The following is a 19,527-nucleotide window of genomic DNA, read 5'->3' on the forward strand; positions in this document are numbered from 1 at the left end:
ACCCTGCGCCGAAAATGTAACGGGGCTCAAGCCACGTGCCGAAGCTGTGGGTGCATAGTTTACTATGCGCGGTAGCGGAGCGTTCTGTAAGCCTGCGAAGGAGACGGGGTGACCCTCTCTGGAGGTATCAGAAGTGCGAATGCTGACATGAGTAGCGACAAACAGTGCGAGAAACACTGTCGCCGAAAGTCCAAGGGTTCCTGCGCAAGGTTAATCCACGCAGGGTGAGCCGGCCCCTAAGGCGAGGGCGAAAGCCGTAGTCGATGGGAATCAGGTTAATAGTCCTGAGCCTGCCAGAAGTGACGAACGGGATATGTTGTCAGCTCTTATCGGATTGAGCTGGCTTTTGGACCGTTCCAGGAAATAGCTCTGGCATATAGACCGTACCCGAAACCGACACAGGTGGACTGGTAGAGTATACCAAGGCGCTTGAGAGAACGATGCTGAAGGAACTAGGCAAATTGCTCGTGTAACTTCGGAAGAAACGAGACCCGTTGGTGGGCAACCATCGGCGGGTGGCACAGACCAGGGGGTAGCGACTGTTTAGTAAAAACACAGGACTCTGCGAAATCGAAAGATGACGTATAGGGTCTGACGCCTGCCCGGTGCCGGAAGGTTAAGAGGAGATGTGCAAGCGTCGAATCGAAGCCCCGGTAAACGGCGGCCGTAACTATAACGGTCCTAAGGTAGCGAAATTCCTTGTCGGGTAAGTTCCGACCTGCACGAATGGCGTAACGACTTCCCCGCTGTCTCCAGCATCGGCTCAGCGAAATTGAACTCCCCGTGAAGATGCGGGGTACCCGCGGTCAGACGGAAAGACCCTATGAACCTTTACTGCAGCTTTACAGTGGTATCAGGAAAGTTTTGTGTAGGATAGGTGGGAGGCTTTGAAACCAGGGCGCCAGCTCCGGTGGAGCCATCCTTGAAATACCACCCTGAACTTTTCTGATATCTAACCGAGACCAGTCAGCCTGGTCCGGGACCCTGTATGGTGGGCAGTTTGACTGGGGCGGTCGCCTCCCAAAGAATAACGGAGGCGCGCGATGGTGGGCTCAGGCCGGTCGGAAACCGGCTGTCGAGTGCAATGGCATAAGCCCGCCTGACTGCGAGAGTGACAGCTCGAGCAGAGACGAAAGTCGGCCATAGTGATCCGGTGGTCCCGCGTGGATGGGCCATCGCTCAACGGATAAAAGGTACTCTAGGGATAACAGGCTGATCTCCCCCAAGAGTCCACATCGACGGGGAGGTTTGGCACCTCGATGTCGGCTCATCACATCCTGGGGCTGGAGCAGGTCCCAAGGGTTCGGCTGTTCGCCGATTAAAGTGGTACGTGAGCTGGGTTTAGAACGTCGTGAGACAGTTCGGTCCCTATCTGCCGTGGGTGTAAGAGACTTGAGAGGATTTGTCCCTAGTACGAGAGGACCGGGATGAACGAACCTCTGGTGCACCGGTTGTCGCGCCAGCGGCACAGCCGGGTAGCTAAGTTCGGAATGGATAACCGCTGAAAGCATCTAAGCGGGAAACCAGCCTCAAAACTAGGTCTCACAGGGCCGTCCAAGACCAGGACGTCGATAGGTCAGGTGTGAAAGCATGGCAACATGTGTAGCTGACTGATCCTAATCGCCCATATCTCTCACACACCAGAACACATGCACAGTAGTCAGTCACACTCCAGAAAACACCAACCAAAACACCCCCAAACACCCACATGGGTGAGCGGGAAGACCTGGTGGCCATGGCGGAGGATCCATACCCGATCCCATCCCGAACTCGGCCGTTAAAGCCTCCAGCGCCTATGATACTGCTCCTTAAGGAGCGGAAAAGTCGGTCGCCGCCAGGTCCCCTCGCTCACCCACCCCCATAAAAACCACCCACCAACGCGGGGTGGAGCAGCCCGGTAGCTCGTCAGGCTCATAACCTGAAGGTCGTAGGTTCAAATCCTACCCCCGCATCCATACCCACAAATACTCCCAAACAAGTTGATACGGAACCATCGGCATATTGCTTGTTAACGGTAGAGCTATGTTGTGGGGAAGCGTGCCTGCAGAGCTCTACAAATGGGCTCATGAATGGTTTGGGTGGATTGTTCGGGCAATTTTCTGCCCAGCAAGCGCTCTCAATGCCTGACCCGGGAGTGTTGGCCAGGAAGGTGATATCCCAGATTACGTTTGGATTTGGGTTCCAGGTTACCCTATTGGCAGCAGTGGCGCTTGTCATCATGCGCATATAAGGGCCATTCAACGCCATTTGAGAGAAGTGTAAGCTTTTCTGAGGTAGGCTGTCGGATAAGACTATCATCAAGAATAATGGTTTTGAAATGGTTCGGGCGTATAAAGCTTCTCGGGAGGAGCTGAACAGAGCGCTGGGACACTGTCCTTTTATCAAGAACGAATTGCAGCAGTTTTGCCATGTTCTTCAAATAGGTGGACGTCAATATGGTGAGCTTTGCTGACTAGCGGTCCTTTTTGCCATGATGGGGCCAGAGACGAAGAGATAGTGCCGGGCTCATTCAAGCTTAAGATACTGTGCATCGATCTGCGTAGGTCTGGAACTAAAATAGTTAATGCCTGGCAGCTTGTTCCTGTCATCAAGGAACTGAATGAAATGGGATTTCAGGATTAGGCCGCAGACCGAAACAGTGGGGTTTTCTTGTGGTCCATGGCCTATTTCCTTTTAGAAAACCATGAACAGTGTCAGCCGTTCTAACTAGCTTGAACCGTGTCGTGTATGAAATCTTCCCTTAGGGAAGATGCTGTTCGGTTATTCTTTTCACCATCATTCTTGGAAAATGCTTTTCCTGTCGGGGATCGGATTGGAATCCTAAGGCGTATTTTTCTTTTTCCTTGAAGGCTCCGTTGAAAATAGGGATATCGCCATAGATTGCGCTTCGGTGCCAGTCAATGTCATGGCTGTGTAGCCGAAAAACTGTGTCTTTTTCATGTCCAGTCTTTTGTAACTTTCGGCCAGTGGGCTGATTGGTTGCCCAAATCAGAGTTGCCTAGGGAGATACTCTCTCCGTGTTCTTTCTGAATATGGAGGAACGGTATGAAAGGGGGGCTCCGGCTTCCGTCGCAAGGATGCCCTCGCCGTAGTGGGTTGTCACTGTTCTTCATTCTTTCAGACTTGTCCAGAGAATTTCTCTCAAGTGTCTGATTCTGCATTTAACCTTCTGTTTAAGTCAAAATATAAAATTTTGTGTTAACATAAAACAATGATAGCATGAGGCTGTGCCTGATATTTCGGGAACATTAAAGAAGGATTTCAGAGTATGCGTCGTTCTATTTTTGCGATAACAGCATGTGCCGTTTTTGCGTTTTCGACACAGAGTAGTTATGCAGGATTCTTGAGTGATATCGAAAATGCAGGGACTGCATCCAACGGTGCCGCCATTGGAGGAGTTGCCGGGGGAAAGAAAGGTGCCTTGATTGGTGCCGGTGCTGGCCTAGCCTTTCAGACGTTACATGCTCAAGCCAAGGGAAATAATGAGCAGCAGAAGGCTGTGGAAAATGGTTTGAACGCTGAAATTGCCACGACCAAGAAAAAGCTGCGTATCGCTCAGGCGAATGTGCAGAAAGCCCAGAAGGCTTATGATGAAGCAGTCGCCAAGAAAAATGGTCTTGAAGGCGATGCTGCGAAAGCCCAGGATCAGGTTATTGCTCGTAAAAATGCTGTTTTGGAAAATGAGAAGCAGCGTGTAGCGGAATATAAGGCAATGGCTAACAAACTGCAGCAGACCAAGAGCGATGCGCTTGCAAAGTCTAATGCTCAGAATAATGGCGATTAATATTTGAAATTATATATCTTGAAGGGAGCATATATTTATATGCTCCCTTTCTTGATAGAACGCCTAGTATATTATTTTTACTAGGCGTTTTTCTGTATGAAAGGGGGGTATGTTATGATTGTTAAGGTCTCAAAGAGACGCTCATTGTATGTGTCTCTCTCAACAGCATCTCTTATGCTGTTTTTGGCTGGTTGTTCAGCAGCAGATTGTGACCCGAATAAACAGGATGAAATGTTTACCCAGATGGCTTGTTCGTTTGGGGGAGGCTACCAGAAAAGAACAAAGGCTTTGACAAATGAGCGTAGCGTGCAGGAACAGGCTGTTCAGATACAAGATGCTCATCTAATGTCCATCAATCAGCAGATTGCCGTACTACGTCAGGAAATGGCGCAGCTACAACAGAAGATTGCTAAGGAAAAAGCGCAGCGTGATGATCTTCTTAGACAGGAAGTTTCCCTGCAGCAGCAGTATGATCAGGCAAAAGCTGATGGCGATTCCGATAAAATGAAAGAGTTGATCGAAAAAATCAGGAATGTGTCTCAGATAAAGAGTCATTTCGATTATAGCATTAAAATAGATAATGCAGCATATGCTTCTAAAGTTGACGAACTCAACAAGAAATCTGCTGAAACTCATTCACTTTAAAATATTTTAAATTGTTTTTGCTAGTTTTATGGAAGCACAGGGATGTGAAGTATCCCTGTGCTTTTCCTTTATCTGTTATAATAATGCATATGAGCCGCCTGTTCTATTTTTGCAATAATATCCCGCTCAGTATCAAGGGATTTACCGGAGGATATGTCTTTTGTATTTTGTATGGCTATGTCTAGCCAGTCGAGGCGCCTGGAAAGGGGAAGGTCTTTATAATTATTTTTGAGATTGTTTACTATGATGATCTTGGCATCCTCTAGACGGGTATCCCTTTGGCTATTACGGGATACTGTTTTTAACAGGCCGAGGTAAGCGTTCACTGTATCATCAAGCGAAACCTGTTCTGTCGAGATGGAGGTTTTATAGATGCTCAGATTGGGGTTACGGGCATTGTCAGGATCATTGACGAAAGCCGTATAATTGACAATGTCAATCCTGTTCGAGGCGATCTGCTTGCTGAGTGTCAACAGAGTAGTCAGGTTGGCGACAGCGCTATCTAGGTCAGCTTGATTACGTTCTGCATTGGCCTGATTTTGTGCCTCCCGTGCAGCCTCCATCGCCTGGTTCAATTGGGTAAGACGGGCTTGTAGCTCAGCTTTGTTCTGGTCACTTTGGCCCAGGGCAGACTGAAGGTTTTTGAGAGCATCGTTTTCGTTGGCATGCTCTTCTTTGACCTTGCTGGTATCAGCGTTGGCAGCATCATTGACCAGCGCAGCGAACCCTTTTTGTGCTTTCAAAGCTTCCTGTAGGCTATTCATTGTCATGGCACCGATGACAACACGGAACCCGACCTCAGGAGCACGCTTTGCGTCTCCATTGTCGTCATAAGGGGCAAATTCCGCACGATAAGCGCTGGAAATGTCTCTGGCGGAATTCAGGACACTGCCTCCGAAAACTTGCGTCCCGCCTGTAAGTCCCTGGTTCCAGTAATGCAGGTAAGCTCTCATCTGGTAGGGTGTAAGAACCATCTCACTGACATTGCCGACTATATCGTACAGGGAGAGGGGATTGGCTATATTGAGTGATCCAATCGGTTTGGGGATGACGCCATGATCGGTAGAAATCCCCTGACTGCTGCCAACAATGCAATCATCAATCTGATTCTGGCAATCGCTGCCCGGTTGTGGCCAAGGGGCAGGTTGTGTGTTCAGGGAACTGTTCTTGATCCCTCCACTAGCGGCAAAAACCCATTCAGCATCAGTTGGCAGGCGAATAAAGCCGGGCTTGTCTCCTCGCTTCGGCAGACGGTCAGGAGCATTCTTCATGAGCCAGCTCGTCCATTTCTCTGCAAACTGCTGTGCTTCCAGGAAGGAGATATTGCTGGCAGGAAAATTCCTGCGCTGAGGGGGAGGAGCCCCCTGACCTTCCATGACAAGTTTATATTGCGCCGCGGTTACCTCATATTTTCCGATATAGTAGACAGGATGCTGATTTTTATCAGTAAAGGGAGCGGCAAGATTGGCTTCATGTATGAAAAGGTTATAGCCATTGCTATGGGAGGCCTGAGTACTTTTCAAATCCATGGCCTGGCCAATTGTGATCCGCCGGTTTGCCATGAAAGCGGCATCTCCTGTGCTGGCTGATGTAGGTTGTACTTCAACACGGCGAAAAACCATGCCCCCTCCGCAGGGCATGGGAAGAACCAGTTCCTCGGCATCGGAATCTGGTGAAGGCTTGGGGTCATAGATGGCTTTGTTCCAACTGATCTGTGCTGGAGTGGAGGTTGTGCACTGTGCCCGTGCTGTGTGGCTGGAGAGACCTGTACAGAGCAGGGCTGACAAGACAAAGACGGGCGCTGATGGGCGAAGTTGAGCCATGATGCGCAGGGATGGTTTTCGGAATGCTAAAAATTCTGTTGCTGTAGTGAAATGTAAATAAGACATTGGTGGTCCTTTGCTTATAAAGGCATGTCAATCATGATGACAGGCTGTCAGGAGTTGCATATGCCTTGCCATGGTGAAACCCGGTGCAGGGAGCGTGTTGTTGCCCAGGCCATGATGGTCGATCCTGGGATAATATAAGCAACTAGCTGCAAGGCAAAGGCGATTGTAATATTTATGGAGGATGCTGACGTTTCGTCTTGTAGAAACGTGTTGTGAAGTATGCGATTCATGGGCCAGCTTAATCCCCAGGCTATGCAAAAGGCGAGGCAGGTTCCTCCAGTGGCCAGGAGAATGGTCTGCACGACAGGGATGATACGAGCGTTATTCAGTCCAAGAAATGTCAGGCTTGCGAGATGGAATTTCTTTCGTTCAGTTTCCGCTGCGATGGCCGTACCCAAAGTAACGGCAAAGCCTATGGCCCCGATATAAGCCATGAGATGAAAAAGATGTGTTGTTTGCTGATTGATATTAAGAATGGTTTTAACACGGGGAAGCTCGCTGGTTATGCTTAACCCCTGATGTGTCAGATCTCTGTCCAATGTGATGACGTCAGATAGTGAACGCGCATAAAGTCTGAAACCGGGCCATGTTGCTTTTGGTGTACGTGCTTTCAGGAAATCAGCTGCTTTTTGTTCGCCCAGGGTCAGGGCTTCCTGCCAGGAGGAGAGGTTGGTGTTCTCGCGCCATTCTTCGGCCGCTTGCGCTACAGGAAGTGACACGAATAGCTGGAAGCGGGATGTAACGGTCTCGTCTGCGATAGCAGCAACGTTTAATTGTATGAGAGCCATTTTTGCAGTGCCTGCGGCATGTCGGTCAATGAGCATGACGAAGGTGTCCCCGGGTTGAAGGTGCATGTGTTCTGCCAGATGGGCGGACATGACAACCGGGATATCTGGAGATGAAATCTGCGCATGTAATTTTGTCAGGCGCATTTCAATTCTCTTTCCCAGAAGAGGATCTCCGGGAGAGGATGGAAGAAGTTCGGCGTCTGTTCCCTCGAATACTGATGTTGTGTTGGTTGCCTGTAACCGTACGCTTGCGGCGAGTGTGCGTGTTTTGGGGAGGAGAAAGGTCACTCTCTTGTCGGTTCTCAAGGCCTCCAGTTGTTGTTCGGAGTAAGGATAATTTCGGGCGCTTGAAATTTCCAATGCCGAGGGGTCGTGCAGCAGAGTCTGTTGCATATGATCAACGAGACCTGCCTTCAATCCTGCAAGGAGCAACATGGGCAGCAGAGTACTGGCAAGACCACTTACAATACACAGGGCAAGTATTTTATTGGAAAAAAGGTCCTGCCAGGCTAGATGACAGGCAAGAAGAAGGTGACGAAAGTGCGTGTGACCCCGGGACGGCATGAGCGTTTCCTTTAGAGAAAGTTATATATGAAAATTGTTAATTGTGGATGATAGTTTTATTCCCTTTCATCTGAGCCTGAACCAGTGAAAATTCGGCCTTCTGTAGGGCGTCTATGTCATGACTTACTACAATGACGCCGGCGTTTTGTGTTTCTGCATAATTGCGTAGTAAATCCAGGACGATCGCAGCCTGGGAAGGGTGAAGGGGAGCTGTTGGTTCATCAGCCAGAAGGATAGGGGGTGTGTGAATTAAGGCTCGTGCTATGGCAACACGCTGCCTTTGACCGACAGATAATTGAGAGGGCAGTTTTTCAAGGCAGGATATGATCCCGAGCCGCTCGGCAAGCATGTCGATGTGCCCAGCACCCTGCCCGGAGGGGGGAGTTTCCAGCACATTCAAAGCGAGGGCAATATTTTCGCGCGCTGTCAGGAACGGCAGAAGGCCGCCGGTTTGCGGAATGAAACCGACGTGCTCGGCCCGTAATGTAGTGAATAGCCGTTCACGCTTGCGGTTTGTGGTGTGTGACCCGGGTGAAAGATAAGGGGCGAGCTGCCTCTCGAGCAAAGAGAGGCAACGAACTTTTGTTGGAAGAAGGGCGAGCGAAAGTAGACCAAGCAGTGTACTTTTCCCGCATCCTGATGGTCCGATAACCCCGAGGCATGTTCTCTTGTGCAGTGTCAATGAGGGGATCTCGAGCGTAAAATCCCCCCCCGGTGCCTGCCAGGTCAAGGCTTCGGCGTGGAGAAGGGGGGGATCGGCAGGACAGCTTTCACTCTGAACCATGGTTGGGGCTGTGTTCAAGGCAAGTCATCCAACCCTACGGAATAAACTTTTTCATCCTCATCATTGCCCCCGTTGATGGAATGCCAGCCGTCCGTATCACTTTCATAAAGCTTGTAGCGTTCAATAAGCGCACGCAGGTCGCTGAGTATGGCGTCCTGTTCCCCGGCGCTCAGGCTATTCCAGCGCTCCTGGGTGAGTTGGGCAATCCGAGACCGATAGGGAAGGCCATTCAGATATTCCGGCAGCAGGCTGCCCAGTGTTCCATGGGCGGCATCGCCATCATGTGAGAGGGCATCCGGATTACGGGCCGAGGCTGCGAAGGCAAATTGCAGCCGCTGGAAAAATTGCTCGGGAGCCAGCTGGCTTTGTTCACCCTGGTCCAGAATGGTTTCAAGCGAAGAGGCGAGATTGCTCATTTCATTTCGTTTCATCAACAAATTGACGCGCAAGGCAGTTTTATTGCTGACAGGATCGGTGCTTGCAACATAGCCTTCGATCATGGGCGGAAGGCTGGCATTGTCACGTTGGCCTATGTAGCGCAGACGCATGGCCTGCTCTACAATGGCCATGCGGTCATTGGAGGGGCCCTCAGGTGTCGTTTGGCTGCCATGTTGACCGGAAATGTGACTTGCCTGGGTCAGAATCGCCTGTGTCAGTTGTCGGACAACGAGGTTGAAATCATTCGTCAGATTATCGGATGTACCATTACCGACGGGATAATAGAGACTGGACGTATTCGGGAATGCCGAGAGAGTTCGGTATTGCGCTTCTGCCCGGTCAGTATCGTTGAACTTTTTCCCGGCGGGTGTGTGAAGATGGACCACGAAGAGGGCAATATCGTGTTTTTCGGCCAAACGGTTGAGGTCGGTGATGCCAAGGTGGGTTGAACTTAGAGGGTTGTGTTCATCGCGGGCACCGGCATCGGTTACCAGAATGATATAGCGGCCCTGCATGGAGGACCAGTCAATATCCGTTATGGCAGTTTTCAGGCCAGCGATGGGGTCTTCGTCGAAGCCGAAGGAGGAGACATGTGCTTCGTTGACGGAAGCGATCTGACTGGTGATGGCATCGCTCGATTGGGTGAAATCGGGAGTTGCAAAAATTTTTGAGGCATATTCAAGTCTGGGATCATCCTTTCTGGACTGATCCCTGAAGCCTACAAGCCCGAAACGGAAATTGTGTCCTAGGGGAGCGTTGTTGATCTGTGAGACAATGTCATTGATGGCATTGCGAGTTTGCTCGATGTAAGGCTGCATGCTCTGTGTCGTATCAATGACAAAGACCAGACCTGCGCGGAATGGGGGTGCTGCGTCGCTTTTCTGTTCGTGGGGGGGAGGCAAGGTGGCCCCGGCGACGTGCATCAGCATGGCACCGGTATAATCGGGCTCGCTATTATGTGCGTCCAGGATGGGCAGCAGATAAAAATGTTTTTTCTGATCAATCCAGGCATCAGGTTCCAGTGCGGCAGCCTGGCTGTTGGGAGGCTGGTGATCTCCGGCGCTGAGGATGGCCCGGGCATCGGCGGCAGGGTCATTCCCATTCAGCAGATTCTCTTCGGCCTGCCGGGTGCTCATGAAGATGGCGCGCGATCGACCTGCCAGCGGAGCAAACTGGGCATTCAGGCGATGATTCCAGCTGAGTGTCTGGGATGCCTTGATCCAGCCATTGGGATGATCTTTCGTACTGCCAATCTGAAGTTTGTCATTCGCCCTGGCAAAGACGTAATAGGCCAGAAATCCTGGAGAAGGGGTGCCCTGTTCGGTGTGTTCATCTGGCGTGATGATGGCCCCAGGCTGTGTAAGTATTTGCTGATAAAGAGTGCCCCCTGCCCTTTGCAGCAAAGGAGCGGCAAAGCCGTGCTGCCCGGTGAGGGCGATTATTCCGCACAGGGTGGACCCCATCAGTCTTGTGATGATCCTGGCTTTTTTGGAAGAAAAGGAGAACAGCGTGCTGGCAGAAAGAAATGTTGGGGTCATCGTGCGTATTCCTGAAGGGTGAAAGCGGCCTCCTGGTCGCCATTTTCGGCTTTCTTGCGAAGGGCTGCGAGCAGGCTGTCCCGTTCACTGCGAACGTCCTGATTTCCTGCGAGAAGGGCCTCGCGGTAGTAGCGTGCTGCCTCCCGGGGATTGGGCTGAGGAATGGGGCCGTCGGTACGGAACCTGGCAGGATCATACAGCTCTCCCATTCTCTGGAGGGAGACCGGGTCATGTTTGGTTGCTGCATACCCAAGCAGCCGCAGTCCTGCGTCACCCTGGCCTGCACGGATACGTCGCCACCCCTCCTGACCAATGGCAGCCGGGGTGACCAGCTGCTTGACGGCATCTGCCGGACTCATGTTTTGGTAAGCAGGTGTTGCGAGAAAAGATGGTTTGTGAAACCAGAACCATCCTCCTGCCGTGGCAAGACAGAGTGCGATCACTGCCCCCCCTGCCGGGATGAGCAGTCCCTTCTTCCTGGAGGAGGAAGGCGTTTTATCCATCGCTTGCGTTGTCTCGGGTGCATCCTCCGGCTTTTTGTCTTCAGGCGTCCCGTCGGCAGGATGCTGGGTGGCCGTTGCATCAGGTGGTGGAAAAGGCACGGCTTCGGGGGGGGCGGCAGGAGGCGGAGAGAAGGCTGCCTGTTGTTGGGATTGCTCTTCTTCTGTCTCCGATGCCATTTGCAGGATTTGTGAAGCCGTCTGGGGCTGTCTGTTCGCAGGGAAGCCAACCCAGTCGATTTCTGCTTCTGTTATGCCGAGTGCCGGAATACTGACAGCGGAAGCGGCCAGCGGGTCAATGCAGGCTTCGGCCTGCTTGCGCGGAAGAAGGGCAATGACCATATGCCCGTCATGCGAGATTATTGGGCAATCCGGCAGGAATGTGTCGTCAACCTGCACAGTGACGTTCTGTTGCGTCGAGACGTCACCCGATGCAATGACCAGGCCAAGAGTCATTTCTTCTTGTAATGGAATGGCTTTGTCGGCAAGGGTAATTTGATTCATCTGTTTATGTCTTTCCTGTTATCATGTGCATTGTCGAGCCTGCTCAGTGTCTCCAGGTACTGGCCCAGCTTGGCATTCTCCTCCACGTCATACTGCGGACCGGCTTCCCGGAAACGGGCCTTCAATGCGGTGACCCAGTCCAGGAGGAAAAGTACGCCGCTATTGCCTATGTTCGGAAGATCTGGATAGAGCTTCCCGGCTGGATCTTCGGGAAGAAGGAAGATTGGCATACCCGTTTTTTCACAAACCGGCCGGTTTGCTGGGGCGTCCTTTCTGTCAACGGGGGGATATCCGAGCCATGTCACAAAATTGCTGATGGTCTCGGCCGTAAGGATTCCAGGTTTTTCGCCATTCTGGACAAGCTTGCTGACATTTTTACATGTGTTGCGCAAAATGTTGGCAATGTCTCCAGCCAGATTGTTCGTTTCAGCCAACTTGAAAAGTTGTGCCAGGAAAGGCGAGAAGGCATCGTTGTTGACATGAAGCCAGTTTCGTTCCCTTTCGGTACTCATGTTGTCAGAAGAGAATTTTTCCCGGCAATGGTCTTCCCAATATTCTAGGATATGTGCGGCGAAACGGTCAAAATCATCTTCCTCTGGTGCAGCGTCAGCGGACACGTTTTTCTCGGCTGGAGAGGGTGAGAGGAGACTTTCAAGTAACTGAATTTCCTGGTGAGTGGTCTGCGGTTTGGTTTTGTTGAAGGCAATCCATTCCCGAGTAACAAGCTCTGCACTGAGGGAGAGTTGCTGGAGCAGTACGCCAAACCGTCCTTTCTGGGCGAGAGGGAGGCAGGTTGCCCTGATGAAATTATCCACGGAGCGCTCTGCTTCGGCGTGAACGGCTTCCTGCGAATTGTCAAAGTAGAATTTCTTCCCTGTCTCCTGCAGGTTCTGGAGTATCCTGCGCAGCTTCAGATACAGCTTGCTGGTCTTGATATCTTTTTCTGCGAGAGGAAGGAGACGCTCGGCAAGATAGCTGACACCGCCATCATTGGGCTTGAGTACGGCATCGAAGGCTTTGTCATGGTTCCTGATGTAGGTTCTGACTTTTGCTGAACTGTCGTACCCTGTTTTGAGGCTTGGCAGCCGGCTCTTGAAGCCAGGGAGCATGGTAGTTTCATTTTTCTGGGCATCGCGATTGTAGATCGTATCCCCATAGGTGGGGGAGCGCAGCCATTGGATGTTATTGAATATTGGCTGGGCGGGTTCCCACGCATTAAGCCAGGGAGAGTTTTGGAAATAATTGATGATAGAAGCATCGAGCCGCGTGTCCCAGCGTTCAACTCCATCATCTGGCCGTCCTGGCGTGGAGGCTAATGCCGTGTCGAATTTGGTCAGGATGATAAATAAGGAGTTATGCTGGGTGCTGCGCTCTTCTGGCGTAGCGCCAATGGTCGTGTTGACCCAACCATCAATCATCGCCGGCAGGCTAACGACCTCCTGGTTACTGTCGCCAATACATAACAGGACAGATGTCAGGTCATTGTTGCTCTTATAGAGGTGGAACAGATAGTCGACCTTCCCGCGGAGAAAAAGCTCGGGGATGTTCGTGGCCTTGCTGAGTGATGGATATTCCCCGCGGGATCGCGCTCCGGGGAAGTCAAGTAAATCGATCCGCTTTTTCTGGAACTCCCACCGTGCTGCCTTCAAGGGGAGAATAAGCTCTGAGATGAGGGCCGCTGCAACGTCACGCCCCATTCCAACCAGTTTTCCACTGGGGGATTTCAGGGCGGTATTCATGCTGGCTCCCGGACCCCACAGGGTTTCAACATTCAGTATGCTGCCATTATTGGGGGCGTTCAGGGCATCGGGATTACAAAAAGCCAGTTCATCCCTGTCGAGACTGAAGCGGGCTTTGAGCAGTTTGTGCGCATAATCGGTGAAAGGCGAGCTCGGACCACCCCATAATGGAGAAAGAGCTTTTATGGCTGTATCGAGATCAAATGAAGATATGTTCTCTGCGAGAAAAGCCCAATATTCATTATCAGTCCCGTCTGATGAAAATGGCGTATAGCTTTTTTCAGAGAGGAACGAGCTGTTAAAATAATCCTGCAATGCTTCAACATCATTTTTCGTAAAAAATGGTTCCTGCTGCGGATCGTTTTTTTCACGTGGGATGATGTTTTTTATGGTTTCAAGTATGTCAGTGGTTTTAACAGCATCTTCGGTAAGCTTGAAGTCCCTGAAATAGGTATTCCCTAAAATACAGACCACATCTCTTGCCGAGAGCAGTTTGACGCAAATTGGTGTGTCCGCACCCACGTTTGTGGGGAGGGAGGGAGGAGTTACGGTAAAGCGGGAGACAAGACCGGAGGATTCCTTACCGCCTGGCGGGTTGATTTCCCTCAGAAAGTCCAGCTGGTGGTCAGTTGAAAAGTCGATGATGAGGGGGCCGGTCTCGGGAGAGGTCAGGGCGCCGGTCAGGAAGGATTTTCCCGCCTGGGAGGCTCCATAAACGGCAATTGTCTGGGGTGCATCAGCGGTGTGATCGATTGCCTGCGCAGCACGCAGGCAAGCACGCACCTCTCTCCCTTCCCTTGCATGAGGCTTGTTGTGCTCCATCCAGGCAGAAAGGGTTTCTGCAGTGGTGGCAAGTGCTGAAGATACGCGCTTCAGGGCGTCGGGAGATATGGCATCCATGGCGTAGACTTTCTTGGGGCGGTGAAGGAGGCTGGGAGATAGGGCGGATCAGACTGTTGATTGGTCTTGGATGGTTGTCAGGTGTATGGCGCCGGTGTCACGCCAGTGTCCCTGGGGGGTGAGGGTTGTCTGTAGTGTTGCGCTGATGAAGTCTCTGGCTGGCACTTTTATGGGAGGGCCATCATGAGTGATGGGTTGGCCTTCAATTTCCGTGATGACCAGATTTTCACAGAGCTCTTTCCGTTCAGCTTCGCTGGTGGAGGGGGTTCTGGTGCGGGAGAGCGTAAGGGACAGGGGGCTGTTAAGGTCAATGCGCCGCTGCTGAAGGAAATCCCGTCCTGCGGATGTCAGGGCAAGATTGTAGAATGGACTGCTGGGAAAGTCCTTGTTGGGGAGCTGTTTTGTCCCGAGTATCATGCTGCCTTCGAATGTATCGATTTTTATTTCCAGCTTGTCTTCCGCTGTGACATTTGAGAGGTCGTAAGCGATAGGGGATCCGTTTTCCTCTTGAGGGTTGAAGAGACGGATGATTGTTCCTTCGTTGATTTTCATGTTGCCAATGAAATGCGCCGTTGATTTTTCATATCTGGTTTTGGAGGCCAATTTGAAATTGCCAATCTCCGCACGGCAAGCCTTCTTCCAGATGACGGCTCCCATCACGACAGTACTTTTGGGATCTCCAATCCGGTTGCTGCTGTCAGAGAAAGGATAGTCACCAGTAATCACATAGTTATGCATGGGAATGACACGCTGCGGAGCCACTGGCAGAGCGCTCAGGATCAGGCTGCAGACATGTGGCAGTTTGGAAGGTCTGCCGGAAAGCAGGAGGGCATCGCAGCCATAGGCCTGAACAATACTGCACAGTATCTGCAGGGGTTGGCCCAGCCTTCTGGTAATAATACCTTCCATGTCATCGGTTGTTACATGTATGTTGGCATCCAGAGGGTCGAAAATATCTTCGTTGGCAGCTTGCGTGTCATCGTTCTGGTCAAGAAATCTGGTCAGAGCGGAAGAGGAAGGCGTGCCGTGAATGGAAAGGTGTTTTTTGAGGGCTGCCCTAAAATAATCACGTGTGCGTTCGGCGGCTTTCGGAGAAATCTGGTGAAGCTCGTGCAAGCGGCCTGTTATCAGCTCTCCAGAGAAGAATGTTTCCACATTTTCGTAGGCATTGATGATGCTCAGTGCGACAGGTTCAAGAATTGTGGAAATGAAAAGCTGTCGCTGCGTTGCCTCCTGAATGGTTGAGTCTGCGGCACCCAGTTTGAACAGGGTATTAAAAAAAGCTCGTGGCTCAGGAAGATGATATGTTCTGAAATGATTCATGAAGGCCGTGATAATTGGCCCTGAAATTATGTCTTCAAGCAGGTCATCACCCGCAATGCGCAGACTCTCGCGGAAGAGCTGATGCGGGTGGAGCATTTCTTCATGTTTGTTGCGCCGATAATCGCACACCATGAGGTCTGTTGTCCCTCCGCCGATATCAAGGCTGGCGATGCGGAGGCGTTCTTTGCCATCGGAGGAGGCAGCATGGCCATAGAGATGGAAAAATTCGTCAACACTGCCGCCCATCTTGTTGTTTATTTCATTCTCCAACCAGACAAGCTGAGTGGCTGTTGCCTCATCTATGCTGCATTCAAGCTCAGGTGGCTGTGTGTAGGCGTCCCCAAATTGTTTCCATGTTTCCTGCTGCCTGGTGCTCTCCCAGGCCATGGTGAGGGCCGTCCGGGTACGTTTGGTAAGGATGCGGCGCTCAGCCAGAGGCATGCCGGGCGGGAAAGCCAGTACAAGGGAACGCAGCCGGCGTGGTGTCCGGCTTTGCTCGCGACTTTCGCGTTCCTGCGGGGAGTTCATGAAGGCTATGGCCTGCAGGATGAGCTCATTGAGCATGAGGATGGAAATCTCGCTTTTGGATAGCTGACAGACTTTCACCTTTCTGGCGGCTGTTATGTCCGGTCCCGCATTGGCACCATCGTATAGCTCTTCCTTCAAATCAGTGCTGAATGTTGTGATGCCCCGTTCGTTCTGCCGCATCAGGATTTCATGAAGTTTGCTTCGGAATGAGCCTGATACCCGTGGGTTTTGGGCGGGATGGGGGGGAATGGCTTCCGCGCTGGTGAGAGCATCATTGAAATACCATCCCTGAGATGTAGGAGTGCGATCCCAAAGGTAGCGTTTGGGGGAAGCGAGGCCGGAAAAGCCTTCGGTTCCTTCCCGAGCGGCCATCATTTCTTCGGCCTCTCCGCCTACCCGGACAGGAGAGGGCCAGAGGAATGCATCATCGCGCCCAGATTCCCGGGAAAGCCGGACATCTCCAAATGTTATGTTGCTGAATTCGATCCGGCTTGAGAAAAGCCCGGAATGGATGGTCTGTGGAGCACGCAAATCCCGGAGGCCAAGCACACGGCAGTTGCCGAACCGGCCATTTTTGGAGAGTGCCTGATCGGCGTTCTGCTCGATAAGGATACCGCTGCTTCTGGAGTTCCCCAGGTCCAGGACGAGATCGACATCGATTGGTTTTGTTGCATTGTCAACAAACTTGATGACAGGCAGGTCTTTATCGGCGGTAAGCCCCTGCAGCAAGGCCAGATAGGCAGCAAGAGCTGTAAGGCGGTGATCCAGATCTCCAGGCCGTGGAGGCGGCGGTGTATCATCATCAAAGGAAGGCAGATACGCTTTCACGCTCTCAGCCTGGGCGGCAAAGATGATATTCTGGACCCAGTGATTGACACTCAGCCAATCTTTGATCCTGGTGAGGGGGGGCAGTGCGTAGGTTGCTGCTCCGTTGTCATCCGGCTTGGGGCCGTTGTAGATGGGATTGCCTTCTGGGTCCTTGGAGGGGGTACGCTCCATCGTGGTATCGATGACAATTTCCATGAAGAATTGTTTTGTTGTCGAATCTTTTTTGAGACGACCACGAATCCAGTTGGAAGGGCCGCCCTGGAGGTCAACTATGTCTGTTGGATCTTCTGTGCTGGAAGGTCTCTTCTGGGAGTCACTATCGCTGAACGTGTTCAGCCAGGGCAGTGGAATCCAGCGCCCCTCAAAGAGTTTTGCAACGGTTCCTTCGAGGTTCAGGAAAATTTCTTCGCCTTCAACCCGTTTCCCTGCCGAGTTGCGAGTGATGACCAGAGTTTCCTGCTCTTTTGAGGCAGGGTTGGAGACAAGACTGAAGATATAGTCCTGTTCTACCCGCTCACGGAATGAAGCCAGGTCGAAATGAAGGGTAGTAAACTGCAACAGGCTGTCAGGAACGAGAAGAAGTTCTGTCATGATAAAAACCCAAAATCGGATAAGGAATGGACGGGTTTGGAAGGGAGTGCCTTTTACAACGAGGTAGCAGGAGGAGGAGAGCTGCCGCCATCAGGCAAAGACTGCGTTCCTGGGTGGGGTGCATGATCCCCGTCGATTGGTGCCTGCGGGGCCTGATCGGGGGCAGGGGAAGGAGCCTGACCAGCACCCTGGTCCTGCGTATCGGCCGGGGGTTCGGGCAGGGTGAAATTGAAGCTCTGCCGGTCGTTATCGGTGCGGGCTTCTGCGTTGTATTCCTGGACGGGCTGCCCGTCTTCATAGACGGTCACATGGTATGGGACAGGCTCGCCGTTGGAGCGCATGTGATAAGGGATGACCCTGATGCTGTACGTACCGGGCTGTGGACGGACCGGCCAGGTGATATGCTCGATGGGATGCTGTACGATGGGAGAGGTCGGCGTTCCCACGTTGGCGTCCACGTCCAGCACGCCTCCCTGTGATGCACGCTTGGAGAAGCTGATTTCCTGACCGGCAGGAGGTTGGACATGCAGGTCCAGGTCGCTGGGGTCGTTCCAGGCCAGAGAGATTTCCAGAGCTCCCTTGTTGCCTCCCCGGCTGCGTGCTGTCTGAAGGTCATTCATGGCAGTCTGTCTGTGTGGTGCGTCAAGGGGCACTGCTGTGTGAACAGGGGCGGCAGGGGGTGCCAAAGGAGTGTGGACAGGGAGCTGACCGTTACTGCAAGCACCCCCGATGGAGGAGGATACTCCATTAATGCTGCCAAGGCCGGGAGGGGCAGACAGGTGCCGTGCAGAAAAGAGCCCCATGAGCAAGGTGCCCAGAAGCCATAAGAGCAGGAGGAGGCCCAGCAGAACGAACCCCCACCGCCAGAAACGTCGCACCCAGAGCCCCAGGCCGATAAGAAGTGACGCAAGAAGCGCCCAGCCCAGTCCGACTCCCCACAAGGCAGGCCCCAGAGATGTGCTCAGGGCAAGGAGGAGGAGGAGAAAAAGGGGAAGACCGAATGTCAGGGCGGGGAACCAGTGCCAGGCCGGAAAGAGGGCCAGCCATCGTGTGTACCACACGCGGTACCATGGAAGGATGACAAGTCTTTCTTGCGTAAAAGTGTGGCTGCTGGTGAACCTCTGGGAGGTTCTTTGCTGACTGGTGGTCTGGTCATTGGGTGCTGATGCATGGGGGGAAGAGGGCCGGGATGCCGGCTCTTCGGAAGTGGTTTTTTCTTCTGGTTCAGGGCGGGGCTCGGGGTCGGGCGCTGCTGAGGGAACGTCGGGAAGGGTTTTACCCTGCAGGTTGCCTTTGGCCAGCATGCCGGAAATTGCACGATGCCCCCAAGCCGTAAGAATGAGCCCATGGGGGTTATAATACAGGTTGTCGATGTTGGGGATTGTTAGGGCTGTTGGAAGTAGGGATACGATATCCGGGTCGATGTTGCGGCCACTATTCTGTTTCGCCCATTGGATGATGTAGTCGCGGGTCTGTGTATAAATCTGGTTGATCTGGCTCTGTTTTTCCGGGGGGATGGGAGAGCATGCAGGGCCATACCAATCTATGGTGCCATCGGCAGGGTTGCCAAAAGGTTGTGCCAGGGAAAGATGCTGGGCTTTGGGAAACTGTTGAGCATATGCCTGCAGAACATCCTGGATATCTTCCCAGAGCTCCGTGACGGGCTGGCCTTGCACCCGCAAGGTTTCAAATTGGCCATTTCGTGTAGTTTTAATGCGTGAAAAAGGCATATGGAGGGGCTTCTCGGTGTAGGGACGGTGATAATCTTCCAAGACAGATCATGTCATAATATTTTTGTGTTGTTAACTTTGCAATGGATGGCATGAGTTTCCCCTGTGGATAAAGTGGTCATGACGAGATTGACATGTTCTGTTTTTTACAAAAAAGTGAAGTTATTTTATATTTTCTTTATGAGACCTTCTATGCTCTTGGAGTTGTCAAGTCCTTAGAGAGGAAGAGACGTACCTGTCTGGCACTGCATTTTTGACATGTCCTGATGGAACTACCATTTGCGCCCATCACAAGGCAGCTGGAGCTGTCAGGAGGGGGGCTGCAGGATATGTCAGAGGGGGAAGCAAGGTCACGGAACGCCTTGTATTCATGCGTCTTCCCAGTCAGTTTCAGCCCAACATGATCAAAACCGCCCGGAATAATGCTGGTGTTTGTCTGGCGACCCAAAAGTTC

At 52.1% G+C, this 19,527-nt stretch carries 10 protein-coding genes, 1 tRNA gene and 2 rRNA genes (1 of these 13 only partly in view); 5 read left to right on the plus strand and 8 right to left on the minus strand.

The window, feature by feature from the left end:
• The 5 genes from DTQ13_RS04980 to DTQ13_RS05000 all read left to right on the plus strand — a co-directional run.
• A 23S ribosomal RNA gene (locus tag DTQ13_RS04980) occupies positions 1-1,640 on the plus strand (it extends 1,097 nt beyond the left edge of the window).
• Positions 1,641-1,725: 85 nt separating this feature from the next.
• A 5S ribosomal RNA gene (rrf, locus tag DTQ13_RS04985) occupies positions 1,726-1,840 on the plus strand.
• Between the two features lie 38 nt (positions 1,841-1,878).
• Positions 1,879-1,955, plus strand: a tRNA-Met gene (locus tag DTQ13_RS04990).
• Positions 1,956-3,268: 1,313 nt separating this feature from the next.
• Positions 3,269-3,784, plus strand: coding sequence for a hypothetical protein (locus DTQ13_RS04995; RefSeq protein WP_146046929.1), 516 nt, complete (start codon positions 3,269-3,271; stop codon positions 3,782-3,784).
• Positions 3,785-3,898: 114 nt separating this feature from the next.
• Complete coding sequence (locus tag DTQ13_RS05000; RefSeq protein WP_192848499.1) at positions 3,899-4,429, plus strand: hypothetical protein; 531 nt, start codon at positions 3,899-3,901, stop codon at positions 4,427-4,429.
• A gap of 68 nt (positions 4,430-4,497) precedes the next feature.
• On the opposite strand, the gene DTQ13_RS05005 is transcribed toward DTQ13_RS05000, so the two are convergent.
• From DTQ13_RS05005 to DTQ13_RS05040, 8 genes are read right to left on the minus strand one after another with little or no spacing between them, the layout of a single operon-like run.
• Entirely contained in the window at positions 4,498-6,318 is a 1,821-nt protein-coding gene (locus DTQ13_RS05005; protein ID WP_248460246.1) for an SUMF1/EgtB/PvdO family nonheme iron enzyme, read from the minus strand.
• A 47-nt stretch (positions 6,319-6,365) separates the two neighbouring features.
• Positions 6,366-7,670: a hypothetical protein gene (locus tag DTQ13_RS05010; RefSeq protein ID WP_248460247.1), complete on the minus strand. Its 1,305-nt coding sequence runs from the start codon at positions 7,668-7,670 to the stop codon at positions 6,366-6,368.
• 37 nt (positions 7,671-7,707) lie between these two features.
• Complete coding sequence (locus tag DTQ13_RS05015; protein WP_248460248.1) at positions 7,708-8,454, minus strand: ABC transporter ATP-binding protein; 747 nt, start codon at positions 8,452-8,454, stop codon at positions 7,708-7,710.
• Positions 8,455-8,468: 14 nt separating this feature from the next.
• Positions 8,469-10,430: a vWA domain-containing protein gene (locus DTQ13_RS05020; protein WP_248460249.1), complete on the minus strand. Its 1,962-nt coding sequence runs from the start codon at positions 10,428-10,430 to the stop codon at positions 8,469-8,471.
• Positions 10,427-11,434 (minus strand): hypothetical protein, encoded by a 1,008-nt coding sequence (locus tag DTQ13_RS05025; RefSeq protein ID WP_143539961.1) that lies wholly within the window; start codon positions 11,432-11,434, stop codon positions 10,427-10,429. The genes DTQ13_RS05020 and DTQ13_RS05025 overlap by 4 nt, the downstream gene beginning before the upstream one ends.
• Positions 11,431-14,073: a virulence factor SrfC family protein gene (locus tag DTQ13_RS05030; protein ID WP_248460250.1), complete on the minus strand. Its 2,643-nt coding sequence runs from the start codon at positions 14,071-14,073 to the stop codon at positions 11,431-11,433. The genes DTQ13_RS05025 and DTQ13_RS05030 overlap by 4 nt, the downstream gene beginning before the upstream one ends.
• A 48-nt stretch (positions 14,074-14,121) precedes the next feature.
• Positions 14,122-17,343, minus strand: a complete 3,222-nt coding sequence (locus DTQ13_RS05035; protein ID WP_248460251.1) for a virulence factor SrfB — start codon at positions 17,341-17,343, stop codon at positions 14,122-14,124.
• Positions 17,344-17,396: 53 nt separating this feature from the next.
• The gene (locus DTQ13_RS05040; protein ID WP_248460252.1) at positions 17,397-17,963 is read right to left on the minus strand and encodes a hypothetical protein; all 567 of its coding nucleotides are present in this window, start codon (positions 17,961-17,963) and stop codon (positions 17,397-17,399) included.
• Positions 17,964-19,527: the final 1,564 nt, after the last annotated feature.

Source organism: Parasaccharibacter sp. TMW 2.1888 (genome assembly GCF_023167265.1).
In the GTDB taxonomy this organism is placed as follows: domain Bacteria; phylum Pseudomonadota; class Alphaproteobacteria; order Acetobacterales; family Acetobacteraceae; genus Bombella; species Bombella apis.

Coding starts and splice junctions, on each gene's coding strand:
- DTQ13_RS05025 (WP_143539961.1), bottom strand. CDS start 11,434: ATGAATCAAATTACCCTTGCCGACAAAGCCATTCCATTACAAGAAGAA.
- DTQ13_RS05030 (WP_248460250.1), bottom strand. CDS start 14,073: ATGGATGCCATATCTCCCGACGCCCTGAAGCGCGTATCTTCAGCACTT.
- DTQ13_RS05015 (WP_248460248.1), bottom strand. CDS start 8,454: ATGGTTCAGAGTGAAAGCTGTCCTGCCGATCCCCCCCTTCTCCACGCC.
- DTQ13_RS05035 (WP_248460251.1), bottom strand. CDS start 17,343: ATGACAGAACTTCTTCTCGTTCCTGACAGCCTGTTGCAGTTTACTACC.
- DTQ13_RS05040 (WP_248460252.1), bottom strand. CDS start 17,963: ATGAATGACCTTCAGACAGCACGCAGCCGGGGAGGCAACAAGGGAGCT.
- DTQ13_RS05010 (WP_248460247.1), bottom strand. CDS start 7,670: ATGCCGTCCCGGGGTCACACGCACTTTCGTCACCTTCTTCTTGCCTGT.
- DTQ13_RS05005 (WP_248460246.1), bottom strand. CDS start 6,318: ATGTCTTATTTACATTTCACTACAGCAACAGAATTTTTAGCATTCCGA.
- DTQ13_RS05020 (WP_248460249.1), bottom strand. CDS start 10,430: ATGACCCCAACATTTCTTTCTGCCAGCACGCTGTTCTCCTTTTCTTCC.
- DTQ13_RS05000 (WP_192848499.1), top strand. CDS start 3,899: ATGATTGTTAAGGTCTCAAAGAGACGCTCATTGTATGTGTCTCTCTCA.
- DTQ13_RS04995 (WP_146046929.1), top strand. CDS start 3,269: ATGCGTCGTTCTATTTTTGCGATAACAGCATGTGCCGTTTTTGCGTTT.